This window comes from Microbacterium phyllosphaerae (genome assembly GCF_050628115.1).
GTDB lineage: Bacteria > Actinomycetota > Actinomycetes > Actinomycetales > Microbacteriaceae > Microbacterium > Microbacterium phyllosphaerae_A.
The window spans coordinates 949,508-971,849 of sequence record NZ_CP192502.1; the positions used below are offsets into that span (position 1 = coordinate 949,508).

The following is a 22,342-nucleotide window of genomic DNA, read 5'->3' on the forward strand; positions in this document are numbered from 1 at the left end:
TGTGCATCATGGAACCCTTCTGGAGCTGGCTCGGCACTGTGCCCTGGTGGATCATCTTCCCCATCATGGGTGTCGCCGGCGGCGCGGCGAAGGCGTGGGAACGCAATGCGAAGCGTCGGCACGAACGGCGCCTCGAGACGCTGCGACTCAAGGCCGAGATCAAGACCGCCCAGCTCGAGGCACGCGGAGGGCACGCGCGGCGCATCGGCCCGGCCGTCGTCGACACTCGGTCATCCGTCGCTCCGAACGCCCTGCTCGAGCGCCTGTTCGCCGAGCACGACGAGATCACCGCCCGCTGGCTCGACTACGAGCTCGACGTCGCGAAGCTCATCGCCTTTCCCGCAATGAGCGACGGTCGCCAGCCGCTGGTCGCCGCGTTCCTGCGGGCGAAGAAGACGGCGGATGCTCTGCGACCACTGTCGGCCGAGGCCACCGTGACCGAGCAGCAGGTGTCGGAGTACCTCGATGCCGTGGGCGCATACGCCGTGGCGTTCGAGATCGCCGAGAAGGATGCCCGACGCCTGCGCGATTCGACCTTCACCGAACCCGAGCGCAAACGCCTCGACCGCGCGCAGCAGCTGCTCAAGGTCGCCGTCGACGAATCGGCCACGCAGGCCGAGCGCAACATCGCGTACAAGCGTGTGCGCGACGAGCTCGAGGGGCTCATCCTGCTGAGCGATGAGGCCGTGCAGGTGCTCGAGAAGCAGGTCGCCCGCGAGCTCCCGGCGCAGGCGACATCCCCCGCAGCCCCTGCGTCCGTGCCCGCTCCGGAGCCCGAGAGGATCTTCCTTCCCTCCTCGACGAACTCCCCGGCGGCCACGACCGGAACGGCCTCTGCGCCCCTGAATCCGAGCGCAGAGGACGACGGGGAGAACCCGCGATGATCACGAGATTCGAAGAGCTCGACTGGCAGGAGACTCCGATCGGCGAGCTGACGTTGCGCCGACGCACCGAGCCCGCGGTCGGCGAGGAGATCTACGAGGTCAAGCTCGGCGACGAGTATCTGATGTCGAGCCTGTTCACGGTGGCGGAGGAGGAGCTCTCGAACCTGGGCCTGGCTGCTGTCTCGGGCGACGAGCTCTCCGTCCTGGTCGGTGGCCTCGGGCTCGGGTATACGGCGGTCGCGGCGCTGCGCGATGCGCGCGTGGCGTCTCTCACCGTGGTCGATCGCCTGGGCGCGGTGATCGGCTGGCACCGACGGATGCTGCTGCCGGTGTCGGCGGAGCTCGTCGAGGACCCGCGCACGACTCTGGTCGAAGACGACTTCTTCGCTCTGGTCCGGGCAGCGCCCGCCGACGGCCACCACGGATACTCCGCGATCCTGCTGGACGTCGACCACTCGCCGCGTCACCAGCTCGACCCCACGCACAGCGACCTGTACACCGCGGCTGGCCTGCGCGCACTCGACCGGCACCTCGCAGCCGGTGGGGTCTTCGCACTGTGGTCGGATGATCCGCCCGACGACGAGTTCATGGTCGAGATGCACGCGGTCTTCGATGACGCGGTCGCCCACGTGGTCGACTTCGCGAATGCCGTCACCGGCGGGACGTCGTCCAACACCGTGTACGTCGCGCGCAGTCGCGGCGCCTCGGCCCCACCTGTCGGCAGTTCGCAGAAGTCGGCGTCGTGACCCCGAAGACGATCGTCCTCACCGGCGCATCCGACGGCATCGGTGCGGCATCCGCCCGGCAGCTCGCAGCATCCGGTCACCGGCTGATCCTGGTCGGACGGTCGGTCGAGAAGACGCGCGCCGTCGCCGCCGACACCGGGGCCGAATGGTTCACGGCCGACTTCACCCGACTCGACGACGTGCGCGAGCTCGCGACGAAGATCGCCGGAGCCGTGGGCGGCGACGGCATCGATGTGCTCGCCAACAACGCGGGCGGGATCTTCGGGGATCAGACTCCGACCGTCGACGGCTTCGAGAAGACGCTGCAGGTCAACCACCTGGCGCCGTTCCTGCTGACGAACCTGCTCCTGCCCCAACTGCGCGCCGGCCACGCGGCGATCATCAACACGTCGAGTGTCGCCCACCGTCTGTTCGCCAAGATCGACATCGACGACCTCGACAACCGCAAGGACTTCAGCGCCAACCGCGCCTACGGCGACGCGAAGCTCGCGAACGTGCTGTTCACGAAGAGCCTGCACACGAAGTTCCACGGCGAGGGGCTGACCTCGGTCGCCTTCCATCCCGGCACCGTGCAGACCAACTTCGCGTCCGACTCGAACACGCTCATGCGGTTCGTCTACCGCACGCCGCTCAAGCGCCTGCTGCTGATCAGCAGCGAGAAGGGCGGCAGCACGCTCAGCTGGTTCATCGAAGGCACCCCGGACGAGACCTGGATCTCGGGCGAGTACTACGACGAACGGGTGCTGACGCGACGAGTCAACCCGCGGATCGAGGATGCCGCGCTGGCCGAGGCCCTCTGGCACAAGAGCGCCGAGCTCGTCGGGATCGACGCGGGCTGACCGCATCCGCTCGGCCAGCCGTTCGCCCCGCCGGGTCTCGCGTTCCGGTCGCACTTTGTGCCGCCCCCGCGTTCCGGTCGCACTTCGTGCCGCCCCCGCGCTCCAGTCGCACTTCGTGCCGCCCCCGCGCTCCAGTCGCACTTCGTGCCGCCCCGCTCCACGTTCCGGTCGCACTTCGTGCCGCCCCGCCGCGTTCCAGTCGCACTTCGTGCCGCCCCCGCGTTCCGGTCGCACTTTGTGCCGCCCCATCGCGATCTAGACGGCACAAAGTGCGACCGGAACCGAGTCGGCGGGCAGCACGACGGCACGAACTGCGACCGGAACCGAGCCGGCGGGCAGCACGACGGCACAAAGTGCGACCGGAGCCGAGTCGGCGGGCAGTACGACGGCACAAAGTGCGACCGGAGCCGAGTCGGCGGGCAGCACGGCAGCACGGCCGCACGACGGCACGAACCGCACGACCGCACGACCCGCACCAGCCGGCCACGCACTCCGAGCCGAATGGATCTGACGCCCAGCACGCAGGAGTATGCTGGCACACCGGGTCATGTGACCCTTTCAGAGCGCGAGAGGCGGTGATGGCGATGTCCGGTGATAGTTGCGACGCCGCCTTCGTTGCGTCGCGTCTGACTGCATCCGTACGTTGAGCTTCGGCTCCGCACCTGCACGTCCTGCTCCGCAGCCGTCGGCGGCGTCTTCCGCCCCCTGACGAATTCTGCGCACGCCCCCTCTGACGAGGCGTGCGCCTGCGAGAACGGAGCCCGCCATGGCCCTCATCGACAACGGCGTGTACGTCCACGGACGTCGCGTGGAGACCCCGAAGAACCTCGACGAGACCTTCCGGTCTCTCGACGCGCACGGCGGCATCGCGTGGATCGGCCTGTACCGGCCGAGCCCGCAGGAGGTCACCTCGGTCGCGCGCGAGTTCGACCTGCATCCACTCGCGGTCGAGGACGCCCTCTCGGGGCACCAGCGGTCGAAGGTCGAGCGCTACGGCGACACGCTCTTCGCCGTGCTGCGCCCCGCTCGCTACCGCGACGAGCAGGAGTCGATCGAGTTCGGCGAGCTGCACCTGTTCGTCGGCCCCGACTTCGTCGTCACGATCCGGCACGCGGAGTCGCCCGACCTCGCCGGCGTCCGCCGCCGCATGGAGGCGCACCCCGAGCTGCTCGCGATGGGCCCGGAGGCCGTGTTCTACGCGATCCTCGACGAGGTCGTCGACGGCTATGAGCCGATCGTCACCGGTCTGCTCAACGACATCGACGAGATCGAGGACCAGCTCTTCGGCGACAGCGACGACGACGCCCTCTCGCGGCGCATCTACGAGCTCTCGCGCGAGGTCATCAACTTCCAGCGGGCGGTGCACCCGCTCGCCGGGATGCTGGAATGGCTGCGCCGCGGATCCGAGAAGTACCGCATCGACGAAGAGCTGCAGCGCTCGCTCCGCGACGTGCTCGACCACGTCATCCGCGTGAACGAGCGGGTCGACTCGTTCCGCGCGATCCTCGAGAACGCCCTCACCGTGCACTCCGCCCTGGTCGCACGTCGGCAGACCGAGGCGGGGCTGGCCCAGAACGACGAGATCAAGCGCATCTCGTCGTGGGCGGCGATCATCTTCGCCCCGACGCTCGTCGGCACCGTCTACGGCATGAACTTCGACGTCATGCCCGAGCTGCACTGGGTGCACGGGTATCCGATGGCGATAGGCGCGATGGCCGCGTTCGCGGTCGCCCTCTACGGGGTGTTCAAGTACAAGAAGTGGTTGTGAGGCGACCGGGCTCAGCGATCGCGCACCTCGATGCTCGCGACCTCGAGTTCGTCGTCGAGCTGCACGAGGATCCGGGAATCCGGGAACTGCTTCGGCGCGTCGAACGCGATCAGCACCGCATCGGCGAACACCACGGCGGAGGTGGCTTCGAGGTCGTCGCGCAGGTCGGTCTGCTCGATCACCGGCTCGTCGTCGACCGCCTCGTCGATGTCGTCGGCGACCTCGTCGATCACCGCACGCCACCGCGTCTCCGACACCGACAGGATGCGGGTGATCGCCCCGAGAAGGGCGTCGGCGTCGAGGGTCTCGTCGTCATCCTCGAGCTCGGGGTCGACGTTGACCGTGACCACCGCGCCGGCCGCGTCGATCGTCGCCCGGCCGTACACGAGTCCGTTCTCCGCGACCGGATCATCGAGCAGTCCGCTCTCGACGATGCGGGCGAGGAGGTCGTCGAGCAGAGGGGAAGCCATGAGACCAGTCTTCCACTGACGCCGCCGCTAGTCTTTAGGGCGTGCCGAACGCCGAATCCCCCGCATCCGCATCCGCCGCATCCGATCTCCGCCGCCTCGCCGATTCGCTCGCAGGCCCTGATCCGCTGAACTGGGTCATCACCGGCGACTCGATCACCCACGGACTCGTGCACACGCAGGGCGGCCGGAACTACGCCGAGCACCTCCACGAGCTGATCCGCGGCGAGCTGGGACGCACGCGCGACGCCGTCATCAACACGGCGATCAGCGGACACCGCATCACCGACATCCTCAGCGACTGGGATCGGCGCATCGCGGCGTGGAATCCCGACATCGTGACCCTGATGATCGGCACCAACGACATGGCGACCGGCCCCGGCCAGGTCACCGTCACGCCTGCGGAGTTCACCGCGTCGCTGCGCGACTTCGTCACTCGCGCACGGGCGGCGGGGGCGATCGTGGTGCTGCAGACCCCGCCCTCGATCGACATCCCCAACGCGCCCGGTCGCGAGCGGATCGCGGAGTTCGCGGATGCCGTTCGCGCGGTCGCCGCGTCGGAAGACGTGATCCTCGTCGACCAGCACGCGCGCTTCACCGACCTCGGCAACGGCGGCGTGCCGTGGGGCATGATGAACGATCCGTTCCACCCGAACGCCGCAGGTCACGCCGCACTCGCGCTCGAACTCGCGAACGCCCTCGACATCTGCCCGCAGTCCGACCGCGACCGCACGCTTCCGCTGCTCGAGGCGCGGGTGATGGCCGCGCGCCTGAACGGCTAGCGACCGCGTCCCTCGCCCGCGCCCGCCCGCCCGTCGTTCCGTCGGCCCGCCCGCCCGTCGTTACGTCGGCCCGAGCTATGCGGGGCCAGTTACGCACCGCGCAGCCAGCTTTCCGATGCAGAAGTGACCCCGCACCCACCGGGAGGTGCGAAAGTGGCCCCGCATCGTGGGGCGGGGGCACCACACCGCCGGCACCCACACTGACGCGCCTCGACGCTCTCGCCCTTCTCGGGTGATGCCGCCGCTCGAAGCGACTCCCGCACCAGTACGGTGAGCGCATTCGCACTCGAGATCGGGGGGATGCCATGTCTCACGTGGTCGCAACCGGGGCCGGCAAGGCCATGATGGAGCGTCGGAACGACCCGACGCACGACTACATCCTCGGGCTCACGCGAAAGAAGCGACCCCGGGTGCTGTTCGTGGGCACCGCGACCGGCGACGATGCGGCGTACATCCTGAGCTTCTACTCGACGTACGACTCCGACCGGTGCGCGCCTCATCACCTCCCCCTCTTCCACCGGTCGGTCGACGACCTCGCCGGCTTCGTGAAGGGCTTCGACGTGATCCACGTCGGCGGCGGCAACACCGCCAACATGCTCGACGTCTGGAAGCGGCAGGGGCTCGATGCGATCATGCGCGAGATGTGGGAGGACCCCGACTCGAACGTCGTGTTCACCGGCGGCAGCGCCGGCGGCATCTGCTGGTTCGAGGGCGGCACCACCGACAGCTACGGCCCGACCCTGCAGGTGCTGCCCGAGGGGCTCGGATTCCTGCACGGCAGCTTCTGCCCCCATTACGACGCCGAGGATCAGCGGCGACCGCTGTTCCACGCATCCCTTCTCAGCGGCGAGCTCGCCACCGGATACGCGGTCGGCAACCTGCAGTCGCTGCACTTCGAGAACTCCGACTTCGTGACCGCGATCAGCCCGGTCGAGAATCCGCTGGCGCTGCGCGTCGAAGCCATCGACGGCACCATCGTCGAGACCGAGCTCGCGACCGAGATCCTCACACCGTCCGCCCCGATCACGAAGGGGCCGTCGACGTGAACGACAACGTGTGGATCCTCATCGCCCAGCTGATCGTCGTCATCCTCGCGATCTACATGGGCACCCGCACCAGCGGGATCGGCCTGGGTGTCTGGGGACTCGTCGGAGTCGCCGTGCTCATCTTCGTCTTCGGCGAGGCGCCGGGCAACGCCCCGGTGGATGCCGTCTTCATCGTCATCACGGTGATCACCGCAGCCTCCACCATGCAGGCCGCCGGCGGAATCGACTGGATGGTGTCTGTCGCCGCCAAGGTGATCAGGCGCAAGCCGAAATCCGTCGTGTTCCTCGCCCCGGCCATGTCGTTCCTCTTCACGGTCGGCGCCGGAACCGGCAACATCTTCTACCCGCTGCTGCCCGTCATCTACGACGTGTCGTACCAGCAGAAGATCCGCCCCGAACGGGCGCTCTCGGTCTCGGCCGTCGCGTCGCAGGTCGGCATCCTCTGCTCCCCCGTCTCGGCCGCGACCGCGTCGATGGTCGTGCTGCTCGCGCCTCAGGGAGTCGATCTCGGCGGACTCCTGCTGATCATGTGGCCGGCGTCGATCGCCGGACTCTTCGTCGCGGCGCTCGTGATGATGAAGCACGGCAAGGATCTCGAAGACGACCCCGAGTTCCAGCGCCGTCTCGAGAGCCATCAGATCCAGCCCCCGGTCGTCGACGCGCATGACAGCAAGCTGCCGCGCACCGCGGTGCTGTCGGCCACGCTCTTCCTGATCGGCGTCGGCGTCATCGTGTTCTTCGGACTCTTCGAGGGGCTGCGCCCGGTGATCGGCACGGATGACGCGGGCGATCCGGTGCGTCTGAGCGTGACCGTGATCATCGAGGTCGTGATGGGTATCATCGCCGCTCTCATCTTCGTGTTCTGCAAGGTCAAGGCCGCAGATGTGCCGAAGCAGCCGACGTTCCCCGCCGGTATCGTCGGTGCGATCGCCCTGTTCGGAATCGCGTGGCTCGCCAACACCTTCGTCGCGGCCAACCAGACGCTCATCGTCGACGGACTGGGTTCTGTGGTCTCTGGATCGTCGGCGTTCCTCGGGGCCCTTCTGTTCGCGCTCGCCCTGTTCGCCGTCGCGATGCTGACGACGAGTCAATCGAGCGCGACCAACGCGATCGTCCCGATCGGCATCACGATCGGGCTGCCCGCGCCGCTGCTGGTGGGGCTGTGGCCGTCGACCATGGGCATCTACACACTGCCGGCCAACGGCAGCCAGGTCGCGACCGTCGCCTTCGATCAGACCGGCACGACGAAGATGGGCAAGTTCGTCTTCGACCACTCGTTCCAGCTGCCGAACCTCGTGTACATCGGTGTCGCGATCGTCGTCGGAGTGACCCTGTCGCTGCTGTTCTCGTGACGTGACGGCCTGCTGAGATGGCGGATGCTCTCGACCGTTCAGCCCTGCGCCGGTTCCTCCTCGGACTCGCGCAGGGAATGAACGCGTCCGCGGAGTCGGTCGACCGCATCCGCGACACCATGACGGATGTCGTCGAGGCCTACGGCGGCGACGACACCGACTTCGTGGTGCTGCCGACGATCATCCTCGTCGAGACCGGCGACGACGAGGAGTCGCGGGTGGCCATCCGCTCGGCGACGAACGCATCGTTCCGATTCGACCAGATCGCGGCACTGTACGAGCTGATCGCGCAGGCACGCACCGCGTCTGTGTCGCCGCTCGACGGCATCCGCCGGCTGAACGAGATCGGGGCGATGCGCCCTCGCCTGGGTTGGGTGACCCGCACGTTCGGGCACGCGGTGCTCACGACCGGCCTCGCCCTGCTGCTCGCCCCGACCTGGCAGGGAGCCATAGTCGCGTTCGTGCTGGGCGCCGGCATCGGGCTGCTCAAGCTCGTGCGGTCGCCGACGCTCCAGCTCGTCATGCCGATCGCCGCGGCATTCGTCTGCGCCGCTGCGGTGTTCCTGCTCGCCGAGGTGATCGAGATCGGCGACCCCATCCGTCTGCTGATCGCCCCGCTGGTCACCTTCCTTCCGGGCGGGGTGCTGACCACGGCGACCGTCGAGCTCGCGGCGGGGCAGATGATCTCGGGTGCCTCGCGCCTGGTCTACGGTTTCGTGCAGCTCGCACTGCTCGCCTTCGGCATCCTCGCGGCCGGCACGGTGGTGGGCGTCGAGTCCCGCACCTACGAGCCGCTCGAGGCGTCATCCTTCCTCCCGTGGTGGGTCGCGCTGATCGGCATCCTCGTCTTCGCACTCGGCAACTACCTGCATTTCTCGGCGCCGGCCCCGACATTCGGCTGGGTGCTGCTCGCCCTGTTCGTCGCATACGTCGGTCAGTGGGCGGGCACGGCGCTGCTCGGACCGACCGTGGGCGGATTCGTCGGTGCCGTCGCGATGGCTCTCGCGGTGTTCTGGATCGCGTCGCTGCGCCATGGAGCTCCGGTGCAGATCACGTTCCTCCCCGCGTTCTGGCTGCTCGTTCCCGGTGCGGCGGGACTCGTCGGGCTCACCGAGGCGGTCGCCACCGACAGCGGCCTCGCCGATTTCATGGAAGCTCTGCTCTCGATCATGTCGATCGCGCTCGGCGTACTGATCGGCACTGCCCTGTATCGGGTGGTGCATCACGGCGCTGAGGAGATCGTGCAGTTCGCCGTCGCTCCGCCGACGGTGGTCACCGAAGCGCCGCGCCGGCTCTTCGACCGGCTGCTGCCCTGGCGGCGAGGCGGTCGACGGCGAGACTGAGCCCGCCCACGGTTCGCTCAGCCTGTCCGACCCCGCTCCGGTCGCAGTTCGTGCCGTCCGCCCGTTGCCCGACCCGCTCCGGTCGCAGTTCGTGCCATCCGCCCGTCGCCCGACCCGCTCCGGTCGCAGTTCGTGCCGTCGGATCGTTGCCCGACCCCGCTCCGGTCGCAGTTCGTGCCGTCCGCCCGTTGCCCGACTCGCTCCGGTCGCAGTTCGTGCCGTCCGCCCGTTGCCCGACCCGCTCCGGTCGCAGTTCGTGCCGTCGGATGCGCGCGCACGCGGCACGAAGTGCAATCGGAACGGATGCGGCAGCAACCCACGCGGCACGAAGTGCAACCGGAACGGATGCGGCAGCAACCCGGGCGACTGCTGAGAGTATTCGGTATTCGGTGTTGCTAAGTACCGGTACTCAGTGTTACTTTGTACCGGTACCCAGCAACACTGAGTACCGAACGAAACGAAAGGAGGCTCTCATGGGCAAGCAGATGACGGAGATGCTCAAGGGCACTCTGGAGGGCATCGTCCTGGCTCTCCTCGCCGAGCAGCCGGCCTACGGGTACGAGATCACGACCCGCATGCGCGATCACGGATTCACCGACATCGCCGAGGGCACGATCTATGCACTCCTCGTGCGCGTCGAGCAGAAGAAGCTCGTCGACGTCGAGAAGGTCCCGAGCGAGAAGGGCCCGCCCCGCAAGGTCTACTCGCTGAATGCGGCGGGCACGCAGGAGCTCGAGGAGTTCTGGAAGACCTGGAGCTTCCTCTCCCAGCACATCGAACGACTCAACACGAACACCACGAACACCACGAACACCAAGGAGAACTGACATGGCCGCCAAGTGGATCGAAGCGCTCACCGGATCGCTCGAGCAGAAGAAGCAGTACCGCGATGCCAAGAAGCGCATCGACGCCCTCCCCGAGCCGTACCGCACGGTCGCCAACGCCCAGCATCGCTACACGATGTACTACGGGGGCATCACCGACGGCGACATCCTCGTGCAGATCTTCCTCGATCTCGCCGATCTGTGGGAGCGCGCCGCCATCGATGGCACCCCGATCGACGACATCGTCGGCGACGACGCCGTCTCGTTCGCCGAGACCTACGCCGAGGCCTACGGCGGAACCCACTGGATCGACAAGGAACGCGCCCGCCTGAACAGTGCGGTCGACGACGCGAAGAAGAAGGAGTCCCGATCATGAACGCACCTGCCATCGCCGTCCGCGGCATCGAGAAGTCCTACAAGGACCTCCACGTGCTGCGGGGCGTCGACTTCGAAGTCGAGAAGGGGTCGATCTTCGCCCTCCTCGGCTCGAACGGCGCCGGCAAGACCACGATGGTCCGCATCCTCTCGACACTGCTGAAGTCGGATGCCGGATCCGCCACCGTGCAGGGGGTCGACGTCGCCGCGGATCCCCTCGCAGTGCGGCAGCGAATCAGCCTGACCGGCCAGTTCGCCGCGGTCGATGAGATCCTCACCGGCCGCGAGAACCTCGTGCTGGTCGCGCAGCTGAGGCATCTGCCGGATGCCGGAGCAGTGGCCGATGAACTGCTCGCGGCCTTCCGGCTGACGGATGCCGGCGGCCGCAAGGTCGGCACGTACTCCGGGGGTATGCGCCGCCGACTCGACATCGCCATGAGCCTGGTCGGACACCCCGAGGTCATCTACCTCGACGAGCCGACCACGGGCCTCGACCCCGAGGCCCGCATCGAGGTGTGGAACGTGGTCAAGGAGCTCGCGAACACCGGCACGACCGTGCTCCTCACCACGCAGTACCTCGACGAGGCCGAGCAGCTGGCCGACCGCATCGCGATCCTCCATGAGGGTCGGATCATCGCGAACGGGACTCTCGCCGAGCTCAAGCGCCTGCTGCCGGCCGCCAAGGTCGAGTACGTCGAGAAGCAGCCCACCCTCGAGGAGATCTTCCTCACCCTCGTCGGCACCCCGTCGACGGCAGAATCCGGAAAGGAGAACGCAGCATGAGCACGCACTTCGCCGCCGACACGGCGACACTCACCGGCCGCTCGATGCGGCACATCTTCCGCAGTCCCGACACGATCATCACCACCGCGGTCACCCCGATCGCCCTGATGCTGCTGTTCGTGTACGTCTTCGGCGGCGCTCTGCAGCCGAGCACCGGCGTCGACAACTACGTCAACTACCTGCTCCCCGGCATCCTGCTGATCGCGATCGCATCCGGGATCGCGTACACCGCCTTCCGCCTGTTCACCGACATGCAGAGTGGTATCTTCGAGCGCTTCCACTCCATGCCGATCGCCCGATCGAGCGTGCTGTGGGCGCACGTGCTCACCTCCCTGACCGCGAACGCCATCACCCTGGCGATCATCTTCGCTGTCGGATTCCTGATGGGATTCCGCACCGGGGCGAGTGTCTGGGCGTGGCTCGCCGTGATCGGCATCCTGATGCTGTTCACGCTGGCGCTCACGTGGTTGGCGATCATCGCAGGCCTCAACGCCAAGACGGTCGACGGGGCGAGTGCGTTCTCGTATCCGCTGATCTTCCTGCCGTTCATCAGCTCGGCCTTCGTGCCGACCGACACGATGCCGGCTCCCGTGCAGTGGTTCGCCGAGAACCAGCCGGTCACCTCCATCGTGAACACCGTCCAGGCGCTGTTCGCCGAGCAGCCGGTCGGCACCGACATCTGGGTCGCTCTCGCCTGGTGCGTCGGCATCCTGATCGTCGGCTACGTGTTCGCGATCATCTCGTACCGCAAGAAGGTCAGTTGAACGTCTGCAGTGAGACGGAACGCTCCGTCCGGGCTTCGCGCCCGGCCGGGGCGTTTCGCCGCGCTCGGCGTGGGCTGTTCATGGCCGCCCGGGAGGAGAACTGCGCCCGGGGAGGAGAACTGCGCCCGGGGAGGAGAATTGCGCCTGGGGAGGAGGATCCTGCCCTGAGGCTCCTCCCGAAGGGTGGTTCTCCTCCCCAAGGCATGAAGCGACGGGTGATGTCAGCGTCGCGGCCGATCATCGACCTTGACCAGAGTCCGCCCGCGCAGGGTGAACACGGCTCCGTCCTCGTCGACGTTCAGGTGGGGTCCGCTGTACCACCCGCCATTGATGCCCGGCACGACCGTCGTCACCTCGAACGTGCGGGGGTGGATGCGGAACAGGTTCGTGTCGGAGACCCCGTAGATCACGCCTCGGGCGCCCTTCATCGCGGCGAATCCCGGCACGAGGGCGGCGAGGTCTCCCGTGTGGACGATCTCACGGCGTGGCCGATCGATCACGAACAGCGCGCCCTTGATCGTGAGCGCGAACAGATGCCGGCCGTGCGCGGCGAGAGCGGCGATGCCGTTCGACGCCCCCGTCTCGACCCGCCAGAGCTCTCGCTGCGCCACCGGGTCCCACGCGACGACGGTTCCGCGAGGCCCGGTCTTCTGCGCGTTGTCGCCACCGAGGTAGGCGACGCCGTCGACCGCGACCACGGCACGAACCAGCTGCACATCGTCGATCGGGTTGATCGCATGGGTGCTCGCGCCCGTCCGCGGGTCGAAGGTCCACAGCGAGCCACCGCCCTCGGTGTCGGCCTGCGCCGCCACCAGCAGCATCCGATTGCAGTCGTCCCAGTGGGTGTCCAGTGGGCGGTTCTGCGCCGAAGGGAACGACGCCACCCGGCGGATCGGTTCTCCTGAGCGCGGGTCGTACGCCCAGATGCCCTGCGAGTTGTACTGACCGGTGTAGAGCACGCCGCCGATCACCTCAGCATCCTTCGCCTCCCCGGGCGCGCGGAGGTTGACCGCACCGCCGCGTCGCAGATCATGGCGGGCGATGCCTCCATTGCCGCCGACATAGGCGAAGCCCGCGCCGACCGCGATGCCCATGCAGGTCTGTGCGCTCACGGGCGCCCCGGCCTTACCGAGGTCGTACTCGCCCCGCACCGCACCGCTGGCGTCGACGGCCGCGACGAACCCGTACCCCGAGACCACGACCAGTCCGTCATTCTGGGCGTCGAGGCCCCAGATCTCGCCGAGGTCGATCGGCACGGCGAGCTGCTGCACGGCGGCCTCGCCCGGTGTCCACCGCACCACGCCGGCGTCGTTCGCGCAGAAGACGTCGCCACCCAGGACGGCGAAGTTCTTGGCAGTGGTGCCGATCGACGTCACCGCGCGGTATGACCCGTGATCGGCGAGCGAGATCTCGGCGAGCTTCGACGGCTCGGTCGACCCGGCGGACGACACGAGGAGCCGGTCACCCGAGACGGTGAGCTCGCGGATGCTGGGATCGTTCACCATCTCGACAGGAGTGATGTCGGAGAACGTCGCGGATGCGCGATCGAACGCGTAGAGCGCCGCCCTGCTCGTGCCCGCTCCACCGCCGAGTGTGCTTCCGGCGCCGAAGAACACCGCCTGATCGGTCGCCGCCACGGCCCGAGCGAGGGTCGCCTTCGCGTCGGGCACGCCGAGACTCGTGATCGCCCCGGACGCAGGGTCGTACTGCCACAGCGCGGGAGCGCCCGTGCCACCGCCTCCGACGGCGAACACCGTGCCGTCGGGCGAGACGGCGAGGTCGCGCACGTCGCGGTCTCCGATGCGTCCGATCGCCACCGCGGGTGAGGTGAGGTCCCTCAGATCCCAGCGATACAGGTTGTTCGCACTCGCCGCCTTCTGCAGGATGCCCGCATAGAGCACCTTGCGCACCGGATCGACCGCGAGCGCCTGGATGCTGTGACCGGTCGCGAGCGTCGTCGAGTGCGTGACAGTGGCCGAGGCGACATCGAAGGCGAGGATGCCGGTCGGCTCGAGGTTGCGGGATCCGATGTAGCAGATGCCGTCGAGCAGCACCCCGCTCATGAGCGAGTACTGCATGATGCCGGGCCCGATCTCGGTGATCGTGGTGCCGGTGCGACCAGCCGGGAAGAGCGACGGTGCGGCGCTCGCCGACTGCACGGACCCGACCCCCGCCGCAGCCGCGAGCAGGCCCCCGGCACCGGCGAGGAGGACTGTTCGTCTGGTCATCTTCAGTGGTTCGGACATGAGGGCTCCGTGCTTCGTCGTCGAATGGTGGGGAGGACGTCAGGTCAGGCGGTGATGGCGAGCAGCTCAGGCTCGACCTCGTGCGCGAGCGGCTCGCCCCGCGAGATCCGGTGCAGCTCGTCGAGCATTACTCCCGACAGCCGCTCGAGCTCGACCCCGTAGGACCCGGCGATGTGCGGGGTGAGCAGCGCATGCTCAGACGTGTAGAGGGGGTGATCGGGCTCGAGGATCCACGGCACGGTCACGTCGAGGATCGCGAACAGCTCACCCGCGAGCACCCTGCGTGTCAGGGCCTCCTGATCGACGATCTCTCCGCGCGCGGTGTTCACGAGGGTCGCGCCGCGCGGCATGGAGGCGATGCCGGCGGCATCCACCAGATCGATCGTCGAGGGCAGCGACGGCGCATGCACCGAGACGACGCGGCTCGTGCGCAGCAGCTCGTCGAGGGCGACCGGGGTGACCCCGAGCTCCACGGCATCGGCCTCGGTCAGGTAGGGGTCGTAGACCACGACCTCGAACGCATAGGCCCTGAGCATCCCGATGACGATGCGGCCGATCTTCGACGCACCGATGATCCCGACACGCTGACCGTAGTTGCCGAGCCCGGGGAACGCGGCCTCGATGTCGAATTCGCTCTGGGTCCGGCGATAGTGGCGCGCGATCGGGAGCACCTGCTTGCCGGCCAGCACGATCATCGCGACCGCGTACTCGGCGACGGGCACGGCATTGGCGCCGGCGGCCGAGCTCACCCGCACCCCGCGCTCGAGTACCGCGGGGTCGAGGTAGGGCTTCACGGTTCCCGCTGCGTGCAGCACCGCCTCGAGTCGGGGAGCCGCATCGAGCACGGCGACGTCGATGCGCGGTGCGCCCCAGCCGGTCACGAGCACCTCGACTCGCTCGAGCACCGAACGGGCGTGGTCGGAGGCGTACTCGGTGAGGATGCCGGCGATGTCGGCCGCGGCGGCGTACTCGCGCATGACCCGCTCGGGGAACACCCGCCCCCGCACGGGGTCGGACATGGCGAAGGCGATCACGGGGCGCCGCACACTCACTTGACGCTCCCCGCCGACAGGCCCGATCGCCAGAACCGCTGCAGCATCACGAACGCGAGGATCAGGGGGAGCACAGAGACGAACGAGCCGGCGATCACCAGTGTCGAGAACTCGGGGTTCTGCTGCACCTGGCTCTGCCACAGCGCGATGCCGACGCTCGAGGGGAACAGATCGCGGTTCTGCAGCATGATCAGCGGGAGCATGAAGTTGTTCCAGATGCCCACGAACTGGAAGAGGGCGATCGTGACGAATCCGGGGACCAGCATCGGCATCCCGACCTGCAGGAAGCTGCGGATGGGCCCTGCCCCGTCGACCCGCGCGGCCTCGAGGGTCTCGGCCGGCAGGTAGCCCGACGAGAACACCCGTGCGAGGTAGACGCTGAAGGGGTTGCAGAGGGTCGGGATGAGCACCGCCCAGATCGTGTTGGTGAGTCCGATCGACGCCGCGAGCAGGTACAGCGGGATCACGGTGGCGGTGTTCGGGATCAGGACTCCCACGAGCACCGAGGCGTACAGCCCGCGCTTGCCGCGGAACTCGAACTTGTCGAACGCATACCCGGCCATGAGCGAGACGAATCCGCCGACGACGGCTCCGATTCCCGCATAGAGGATGCTGTTCCCGAGCCACCGGAGGAAGATCCCGCCGTCCTGCGCGAGCAGCCGCTGCAGGTTGACGACCAGGTCGGTGCCGAAGGCGAACGCGTTGCCCGAATAGAGGTCGCCGGCATCCTTGGTCGCCGCGAACACCAGCCAGAGCAGTGGCAGCACCATGTAGGCGGAGCCGAGCACCAGCAGTCCGTTGACGCCGACCTTCGCGGCCGTGCGGCGGGAAGGTCGTGGCGAGCGTGAGCGCACCGGCTTCACGCGGGCGGACGTCGGGGACGTCGGGCGGTCGATCACGGCAGTCATCGCGTCGGCTCCTTCGAGGTGAATCGGGTGACGACCCACGAGAGCAGGCCGGCGAGCAGGGCGAGGATGATCGAGGCGGCGGCCGCCTGCGGCAGGTTGTTGCGGTTGAACGCGGCGTCGTAGGCCCACATGTTCGGCACCCAGGTGCTGGTCACCGCCGTCGTCGCCGACGACAGGATCTTCGGCTCGGTGAACAGCTGCAGCGAGCCGATCACGGTGAAGAGCAGCGCGACGCCGAGGGCCGGCCAGACGAGGGGCGTCTTGATCGACAACGCGGTGCGGATCTCGCCTGCGCCGTCGACCTTCGCCGCTTCGAGGATCTCGCGCGGCACCGCCTGCAGCGCCGTGAAGAGGATGATGACGTTGTACCCGGCCCACTCCCACACCGCGATGTTGACCATCGAGGGGAGCACGAGCTGCACCGAGAGAAAGTCGATGCCGATGCCGCCCGATTCGAGAGCCTTGACGATCGGGCTGACGCCGGGGGTGTAGAGGTAGGCCCAGATCAGCGCGGCGATCACGCCCGGCACCGCGTGCGGAAGGAACAGCAGCAGCTGGAAGGCCCGCTTGGCGTAGGCGACCGCCGAGTCGAGCAGGAGCGCGAGCACGAGGGCGAACGCCAGCAGAGTCGGCACGTAGAGCAGGCAGTAGATCGCCAGACGCCCGAAGCCGTCGGTGAACGTGGTGTCGCTCAGCACCTCGAGGTAGTTGCCGAGTCCGACGAACTCGACCGTGGCCCCGCCGAATCCGAGGCCGCTGCGCCGCTCGGCGAACAGGCTCATGCCGATCGCGTAGATCACCGGGGCGATCATCGTGAGAGCGAAGAGCACGAAGAAGGGGATCAGGAACACGGATGCGGTGCGTCCGCCCGTTCCCGGAATGGTCTTCCTGCGTGTGCGTCTCGTGGCGGGTGCCTGAGTCGTCATGGTCTGTGTCCTTCGATCCGGACCGTCGGGCGGTGCGTCTTCGCGCCCGCCCGACGGTGCATCGGCTATTCCTTGATGTCGAGGCCGAGCTTCTCGAGCCCGCTGACGGTGGCTTTCTGCGTCGAGCTCAGTGCATCGGTCAGCGTCGGCGAGGCCGTGACGGAGTCTTTGAGCGCCGTCGCCGTGAGGTCGTACTTCGGTCCCCACGCCCACGGGCCGAGATCGGCGGATGCCTCGTCGAACACCTCGTAGATATCGTTCGCGTAGTAGTCGGTCGGCGCGACGGATGCGGCGACGTCGTTGAGTCCCGGGTACGCCAGGTACGCGGTGCCCACGGCTCCTCGAGCCTCGATCGCCTCGGGCGACGTGACGAGCCACTCGAGGAAGACGGCCGCTGCGGCCTCGTTGTCGGAGTTCTCGGGGATCGCGAAGCTCGTGCCGCCGCTCAGCGCTCCACTGGGCTCGCCATCCCACGACGGCGGCGCGGCGGCGATCCATTTGCCCGCCTGGCCCGACGCCTCGGTGCGGGTCTTCAGCGCGGATGCGCTCCATGATCCGCCGACCCACGCGTTGACCACTCCGCTGTTCAGATCTGCGGTCCATTCGTCGCTGAACCCGAGCTGCTTCTTGACCAGGCCCTCGTCGATCAGACGCTGCCAGTACTCGGCGACCTCCTGCGACTCCTCGTCGTCGACGGCGACCTTCCAGCTGTCGTCCTCGACGCTGAACCACTCGGCTCCCGCCTGCCACGACATCGGTGCGAGCTGCGGCTCGTTCGTGAAGAAGCTCGTGAGGTAGGCGTCGGGGTTGACGGCCTTGACGGCGCGGGCCGCCTCTTCGAATTCGTCCCAGGTCGTGGGCACTTCGACGCCCGCGGCCTCGAGCACGTCCTGTCGGTACCAGATGACCATCGGCGGGGCGTCGTACGGCAGGGCGTAGGCGGCGTCGCCGAACGACACGAGGTTGCGCACCTGCTCGTCGTACTCACCCAGCACGTCACCCGACACCAGCTCGTCGACGGGTGCGAGCTGCTCGGCAGCCACGAACCCGGGAAGCCGGTCGTATTCGATGCCGACGACGTCGGGCCCGCTTCCGGATTCGATGGCCGCGGAGAGCTTGGTGTATCCGCCGTTCGCCCCGTTCGGGATCTCCTCGAAGGTGACAGTGATGTCGTCCTGGCTCGCGTTGAAGGCGGCGGCGACATCGGACATGCCGCTCAGGAACGACCAGAAGGTGACCTCGCCCTTCGGGGTCTCTGTCGCGACCGGTTCGGCTGCCGGACTGCCGGCAGCGCATCCCGCTACGAGGGCGGAGGTGGCGGCGAGAGCCACCACAGAGAGGGAAGTTCGATGCAGGGACATCGCGGGTTCTCCTTTGAATCGTTGACCGTGCGAGTTCGATCATTCGTCACGCGGCACGATTCACCAACCGAAGGAGGCGATTTACAACAAAACCTAACAATCAGAGGGTGCGGACCGTCGATTCGCGCACCACCAGCGCGGGAAGCAGAGCCATGCGCACTGACGTGTGGGACGCGCCCGACTGCTGCTTCAGCCTGTCCACGCAGAGGCGGAGAGCTGCATGGCCGAGCTCATGCTTCGGCGGAGCCACCGCGGTGAGGGGAACCGCCGCGAAGCCGGCGACCTCGTCGTCGTACGCCACGACAGCGAAATCCTGGGGCACCCGCAGTCCCCGCTCGAGCACGAGATCGAGGAACGCCATCGCGTCGGCATCGCCGAGCAGGATCGCGGCCGTGATCCCCTCGGCCAGGCAATCGTCGAGGAACGCGCTCAGTTCGACGATGTTCGCGTCGTCGCCGAGCTGCGGGTGCGAGAGGTCGCGACGCAGAGCGCGTGCTTCGGCTGGATCGAGGGTGCCCATCGCTCGTCGGTACCCGGCGTCGAGTCCTGCCACCGTTGCGGCGGGCCGGGCAGCGAGCGCGATCCCGAGATGCCCCTGTTCGGCGAGATGGCGCACTGCGACCTCGGCCCCGTGAGCGTGATCGGTGCGTACCCACTCGAGTCTCCCCGCGAGCGGGTCATCGACCGACCGCTCGACCATCACGACGGGAAGGGCGGCACCCGACAGCATCCGCTGCAGCGGAGAATCCTGCGCCATGGTGGCCTGCGGCGTGATCATCAGAGCATCCACCCCACTCGCGATCAGTCGTTCCGCCTGACGCAGCTCCTCCTGCTCGGAGTAGTTCGACGCGCCGACCACGAGGCGGCAGTTCGACTCGTGAGCCGCCTGGCTCGCGCCGCGGATCACTTCGGGAAAGTAGTACTGAGTGGTCGGGACGATCATGCCGATCGTCGCCACCGGCCGCGGTCGAATGGCTCCCTGCTCAGCATCTCGGGACTGCTGCTGCGCCACCGCAGGCGAGATCGCGCCACCATGCACCTTCACGAGCAGCCCGCGCTCCTCGAGGGTGACGAGGTCGCGCCACAGGGTCATGGTCGTCACACCCAGGCGCGCGGCGAGCGCTGTGCTCGACAGAGAGCCTCGCATCTCGAGTTCACGCAGGATCGCATCGTGACGCGCTGCGGCGGGCATCATTCCTCCGTCGGGACTCCGTCGAATACAACAGAACCCAACATAGCCGCGGGTCGCGCTGCGGGCAGATGCGAGTGCACACGCCTACCGGAGCCCGAGCGGACCGAGCACGACGGCCTGCCGCGTGCGCACCCACACCACAGCGTCCTCTCGCCGCTCGGCACGCGTGGCGAAGCGATAGCGGTACGACACCGCGCGAACCCACCGCGGCGGCTCTCCGTCGAACGGGTCCTTCCGAAGCAGCGCCAGAGTCGGAGCATCGGCCTCGAGCAGCCGCAGCAGGAACACCGTGAACCAGTCGTCGAGCGAGCGGCCGAGCGGCAGGAACCACATCAGCCAGTCGAGGCGCAGGTGGTACGGCGCGAACTGGCGAGGGATGCGACGCGCATCGCCCGGCTTGCCCTTGAACTCGTATTCCTGCCAGAGCAGACCGTCGTCATCCACCGACCCCTCGACCACGATCTCGACCCGCTCCTTCGTCACCGTGCCGAAGGCACCATACGCGTTGGCGAGCTGCCACCGGTTGAAGCTCGCGTTCATCGCCTGGCGCCGCCCGAAGAGGTTGCGCAGCGCCGGCCAGCTCACCACGAGGTAGAGCAGCCCCACCGCCGCAGTGATCACGAACCAGTACAGCGGGATACCGGCCCAGGGCGCCGCGAAGGCTGTCGCATTCCCCATCACGGGCAGCCCGATCGCCGAGAACGCGATGATGATCGTGACCCAGTTCAACCAGGCGAAGTTGCCCGTCGCGACGAGCCACACCTGCGTCGCGATCATGATCGCCGCAGCCACGGCCCCGACGACCTGCGGGATCGGTCCTGGAATCCACAGCGACAGGATCGGCACGAGAACGAAGAACGGCACCACGAGCTGCGCGAAATGATTGCCGATCACCTCGCCCCGGTGGACCCATCGAGGCAGCAGGTGCGCCTGACGGCTGAGCGGCCCCGGCATCGGCTGGGTCTCGTGGTGATAGGTGAGGGCAGTGAGGTCGCGCCACTCCTGTCCGCCACGGATCTTGATCATCCCGGCGCCGAACTCCACCCGGAACAGCAGCCACCAGAACAGCACGATCACGACGGTCGGCGGCGGTTGATCGTTCGAGCCGAGGAAGGCGGCGAGGAACCCCGCTTCGAGCAGCAGCATCTCCCACCCGAACGAGTAGAACGTCTGCCCGATGCTGACCACCGACATGTACCCGAGCCACAGCGCGAGGAAGCACAGCATCGGCACCCACGGCGGGCCCCACTGCGGGATGCCGCCGACCAGCGCCGCGGCGACGATGATGCCCGCGACGCAAAGCGTCACCAGTCGGCGATCGGTGTAGCGGATGCGGAGGAACAGCGTCGGATGCAGCATCCGCCGTCGTTCCTTCTTCTCGCCGACCCAGTCGAGCAGCACCGGTGCCGGCAGCAGTCCGTGTTCGCCGAGGAGCGGGCGGAACTGATTCAGCGTCGAGATGAGCGCGATGAGGTAGAGCGCCGCGACGCCCCGCTGCAGGACCTCGCGGGCGAACCCGAAGTCGACCGCCGCGAACCCGTCCACGGCGACAGGCTACGCCCCGGGTCGCATCACACAGGAGGGGGTTGCGGTCGGACGCGCCTGATGCGCGGCGAACACGACGATGGGCGGAGGATCCGTGACAGATCCTCCGCCCATCGGGGAGAAGTCCGCCCCACGCGAGGGCGGATTCAGCTCAGCGCCGACTTACTCGGAGACGACCCAGTCGAACTCGTCGCCGTGCTCCTCGAGCCATGCGTCGACGGCATCCGCTTCCTTGCCCTCGCCGTACTCGTTCACGACCATGTCCTCGAGCGAGCCGTACTGCGCGTCGTCGAGCTTGATCTTCTCGATCAGCTCGGCGGCCTCGGGGAACTCCTCGGCGAAGCCCTTGTGGCCGAGGAAGTGCAGGCCCTCTGCTTCGCCCATCGCACCCTCGGGGTCTTCGAGGTCCTTCATGCCGAAGGCCTCGTTGGCCCAGAACGGACGCCACAGGGTGACGACGAGGTCCTCCTGCTTGTCGGTCGCGGTCTTCAGCTCGGTGAGCATGGCAGCGGTCGACGAGGTGACGAGCTCGTACTCGCCCTCCAGGCCGTATGCGGGGATCATCTTCTCGGTCTGGGCGGTGAGACCGGCACCCGGCTCGATGCCGATGATCTTGCCGTCGAAGTCCGCACCCTTGCCCTTGAGGTCCTCGATGGAGTTCAGCTCGGAGTACTCCGGCACCGCGATCGTGAGCTTCGCGTTCTCGTAGTAGGTGCCGATGTCCTCGATGTCGTCACCGTAGGTGTCCATGTACTCGGCGTGCGTGAGCTCGGGCCAGGCCGACGGGTACATGTCGACGTCGCCCTGAGCGAGGCCGGTGTACAGCGGGCCCGCCTCGGTCAGCGTCTTCATCTCGACCGTGTAGCCGATCTTCTCGAGCTGGTCCTGCAGCAGGTACGCCGTGCTGAGTCCGTCGGTCCACGAGGGCAGGAAGCCCAGCGTGATCGTGCCCTTGTCTTCCGCACCGTCTCCACCGGAGTTCGTGCCGCCGGCGCCGTCACCGCTGCAGCCCGCGAGGGCGAGGGATGCGGTGATGCCGAGTGCTGTGATTGCGAGGAACTTCTTCTTCATGTGTATCTCTCTCACGTTTCGTATGGATGTTGTTTCGTACTGTGTGATTGCGTGTCAGCCGACTCGTT

Annotated in this window: 21 protein-coding genes; 12 read left to right on the forward strand and 9 right to left on the reverse strand. The window is 67.8% G+C overall.

From position 1 onward, the window contains the following. The first annotated feature begins 8 nt into the window (after nucleotides 1–8). The 4 genes from ACQ4LY_RS04275 to ACQ4LY_RS04290 all read left to right on the forward strand — a co-directional run bounded on the left by ACQ4LY_RS04275 (nucleotide 9) and on the right by ACQ4LY_RS04290 (nucleotide 4,237). Nucleotides 9–884, forward strand: a complete 876-nt coding sequence (locus ACQ4LY_RS04275) for a hypothetical protein (RefSeq protein WP_431074775.1) — start codon at nucleotides 9–11, stop codon at nucleotides 882–884. Beyond that, nucleotides 881–1,630: a spermidine synthase gene (locus ACQ4LY_RS04280; RefSeq protein ID WP_431074776.1), complete on the forward strand. Its 750-nt coding sequence runs from the start codon at nucleotides 881–883 to the stop codon at nucleotides 1,628–1,630. The genes ACQ4LY_RS04275 and ACQ4LY_RS04280 overlap by 4 nt, the downstream gene beginning before the upstream one ends. Next, nucleotides 1,627–2,469, forward strand: a complete 843-nt coding sequence (locus tag ACQ4LY_RS04285) for an SDR family NAD(P)-dependent oxidoreductase (protein ID WP_431074777.1) — start codon at nucleotides 1,627–1,629, stop codon at nucleotides 2,467–2,469. The genes ACQ4LY_RS04280 and ACQ4LY_RS04285 overlap by 4 nt, the downstream gene beginning before the upstream one ends. Before the next feature lie 766 nt (nucleotides 2,470–3,235). Continuing rightward, nucleotides 3,236–4,237 carry a magnesium and cobalt transport protein CorA gene (locus ACQ4LY_RS04290; protein ID WP_431074778.1) on the forward strand — a complete coding sequence of 334 codons (1,002 nt, stop codon included), beginning with the start codon at nucleotides 3,236–3,238 and terminating at the stop codon, nucleotides 4,235–4,237. 11 nt (nucleotides 4,238–4,248) lie between these two features. Here the strand turns inward: ACQ4LY_RS04290 and ACQ4LY_RS04295 are convergent, their stop codons facing one another. Then, the gene (locus tag ACQ4LY_RS04295) at nucleotides 4,249–4,707 is read right to left on the reverse strand and encodes a cytochrome C5 (protein WP_431074779.1); all 459 of its coding nucleotides are present in this window, start codon (nucleotides 4,705–4,707) and stop codon (nucleotides 4,249–4,251) included. Nucleotides 4,708–4,748: 41 nt separating this feature from the next. On the opposite strand from ACQ4LY_RS04295, the gene ACQ4LY_RS04300 reads away from it, so the two are divergent. From ACQ4LY_RS04300 to ACQ4LY_RS04335, 8 genes are all read left to right on the forward strand, one after another. Then, complete coding sequence (locus tag ACQ4LY_RS04300; protein ID WP_431074780.1) at nucleotides 4,749–5,486, forward strand: SGNH/GDSL hydrolase family protein; 738 nt, start codon at nucleotides 4,749–4,751, stop codon at nucleotides 5,484–5,486. A gap of 305 nt (nucleotides 5,487–5,791) precedes the next feature. After that, nucleotides 5,792–6,532 (forward strand): Type 1 glutamine amidotransferase-like domain-containing protein, encoded by a 741-nt coding sequence (locus tag ACQ4LY_RS04305; protein ID WP_431074782.1) that lies wholly within the window; start codon nucleotides 5,792–5,794, stop codon nucleotides 6,530–6,532. Next, the gene (locus ACQ4LY_RS04310; protein WP_431074784.1) at nucleotides 6,529–7,884 is read left to right on the forward strand and encodes an anaerobic C4-dicarboxylate transporter family protein; all 1,356 of its coding nucleotides are present in this window, start codon (nucleotides 6,529–6,531) and stop codon (nucleotides 7,882–7,884) included. The genes ACQ4LY_RS04305 and ACQ4LY_RS04310 overlap by 4 nt, the downstream gene beginning before the upstream one ends. A 17-nt stretch (nucleotides 7,885–7,901) precedes the next feature. Beyond that, entirely contained in the window at nucleotides 7,902–9,227 is a 1,326-nt protein-coding gene (locus ACQ4LY_RS04315; protein ID WP_431074786.1) for a threonine/serine ThrE exporter family protein, read from the forward strand. A gap of 473 nt (nucleotides 9,228–9,700) precedes the next feature. Continuing rightward, nucleotides 9,701–10,054: a PadR family transcriptional regulator gene (locus ACQ4LY_RS04320; RefSeq protein WP_431074788.1), complete on the forward strand. Its 354-nt coding sequence runs from the start codon at nucleotides 9,701–9,703 to the stop codon at nucleotides 10,052–10,054. A 1-nt stretch (nucleotide 10,055) separates the two neighbouring features. Then, nucleotides 10,056–10,427 (forward strand): DUF1048 domain-containing protein, encoded by a 372-nt coding sequence (locus ACQ4LY_RS04325; RefSeq protein WP_431074790.1) that lies wholly within the window; start codon nucleotides 10,056–10,058, stop codon nucleotides 10,425–10,427. Then, on the forward strand, nucleotides 10,424–11,209 hold the full coding sequence (locus tag ACQ4LY_RS04330) for an ABC transporter ATP-binding protein (protein ID WP_431074792.1): 786 nt from the start codon (nucleotides 10,424–10,426) through the stop codon (nucleotides 11,207–11,209). Before ACQ4LY_RS04325 ends, ACQ4LY_RS04330 begins: the two co-directional genes overlap by 4 nt. Continuing rightward, nucleotides 11,206–11,973 carry an ABC transporter permease gene (locus ACQ4LY_RS04335; RefSeq protein WP_431074794.1) on the forward strand — a complete coding sequence of 256 codons (768 nt, stop codon included), beginning with the start codon at nucleotides 11,206–11,208 and terminating at the stop codon, nucleotides 11,971–11,973. The genes ACQ4LY_RS04330 and ACQ4LY_RS04335 overlap by 4 nt, the downstream gene beginning before the upstream one ends. 221 nt (nucleotides 11,974–12,194) lie before the next feature. Here the strand turns inward: ACQ4LY_RS04335 and ACQ4LY_RS04340 are convergent, their stop codons facing one another. From ACQ4LY_RS04340 to ACQ4LY_RS04375, 8 genes are all read right to left on the reverse strand, one after another. Then, nucleotides 12,195–14,201 (reverse strand): hypothetical protein, encoded by a 2,007-nt coding sequence (locus ACQ4LY_RS04340; protein ID WP_431074796.1) that lies wholly within the window; start codon nucleotides 14,199–14,201, stop codon nucleotides 12,195–12,197. 62 nt (nucleotides 14,202–14,263) lie between these two features. Further along, a complete protein-coding gene (locus ACQ4LY_RS04345; RefSeq protein WP_431074798.1) occupies nucleotides 14,264–15,271 on the reverse strand; it encodes a hydroxyacid dehydrogenase in 1,008 nt (335 codons plus the stop codon). After that, nucleotides 15,268–16,179, reverse strand: coding sequence for a carbohydrate ABC transporter permease (locus ACQ4LY_RS04350; RefSeq protein ID WP_431074800.1), 912 nt, complete (start codon nucleotides 16,177–16,179; stop codon nucleotides 15,268–15,270). The genes ACQ4LY_RS04345 and ACQ4LY_RS04350 overlap by 4 nt, the downstream gene beginning before the upstream one ends. Continuing rightward, a complete protein-coding gene (locus ACQ4LY_RS04355) occupies nucleotides 16,176–17,105 on the reverse strand; it encodes a carbohydrate ABC transporter permease (protein WP_259161003.1) in 930 nt (309 codons plus the stop codon). The genes ACQ4LY_RS04350 and ACQ4LY_RS04355 overlap by 4 nt, the downstream gene beginning before the upstream one ends. Nucleotides 17,106–17,170: 65 nt before the next feature. Next, nucleotides 17,171–18,466, reverse strand: a complete 1,296-nt coding sequence (locus tag ACQ4LY_RS04360; protein WP_431074802.1) for an ABC transporter substrate-binding protein — start codon at nucleotides 18,464–18,466, stop codon at nucleotides 17,171–17,173. 100 nt (nucleotides 18,467–18,566) lie between these two features. Next, nucleotides 18,567–19,658, reverse strand: coding sequence for a substrate-binding domain-containing protein (locus tag ACQ4LY_RS04365; RefSeq protein ID WP_431074804.1), 1,092 nt, complete (start codon nucleotides 19,656–19,658; stop codon nucleotides 18,567–18,569). 84 nt (nucleotides 19,659–19,742) lie between these two features. Then, nucleotides 19,743–21,203, reverse strand: a complete 1,461-nt coding sequence (locus tag ACQ4LY_RS04370) for a lipase maturation factor family protein (protein WP_431074805.1) — start codon at nucleotides 21,201–21,203, stop codon at nucleotides 19,743–19,745. Between the two features lie 162 nt (nucleotides 21,204–21,365). Then, complete coding sequence (locus tag ACQ4LY_RS04375; protein ID WP_431074807.1) at nucleotides 21,366–22,274, reverse strand: glycine betaine ABC transporter substrate-binding protein; 909 nt, start codon at nucleotides 22,272–22,274, stop codon at nucleotides 21,366–21,368. Nucleotides 22,275–22,342 lie beyond the last annotated feature (68 nt).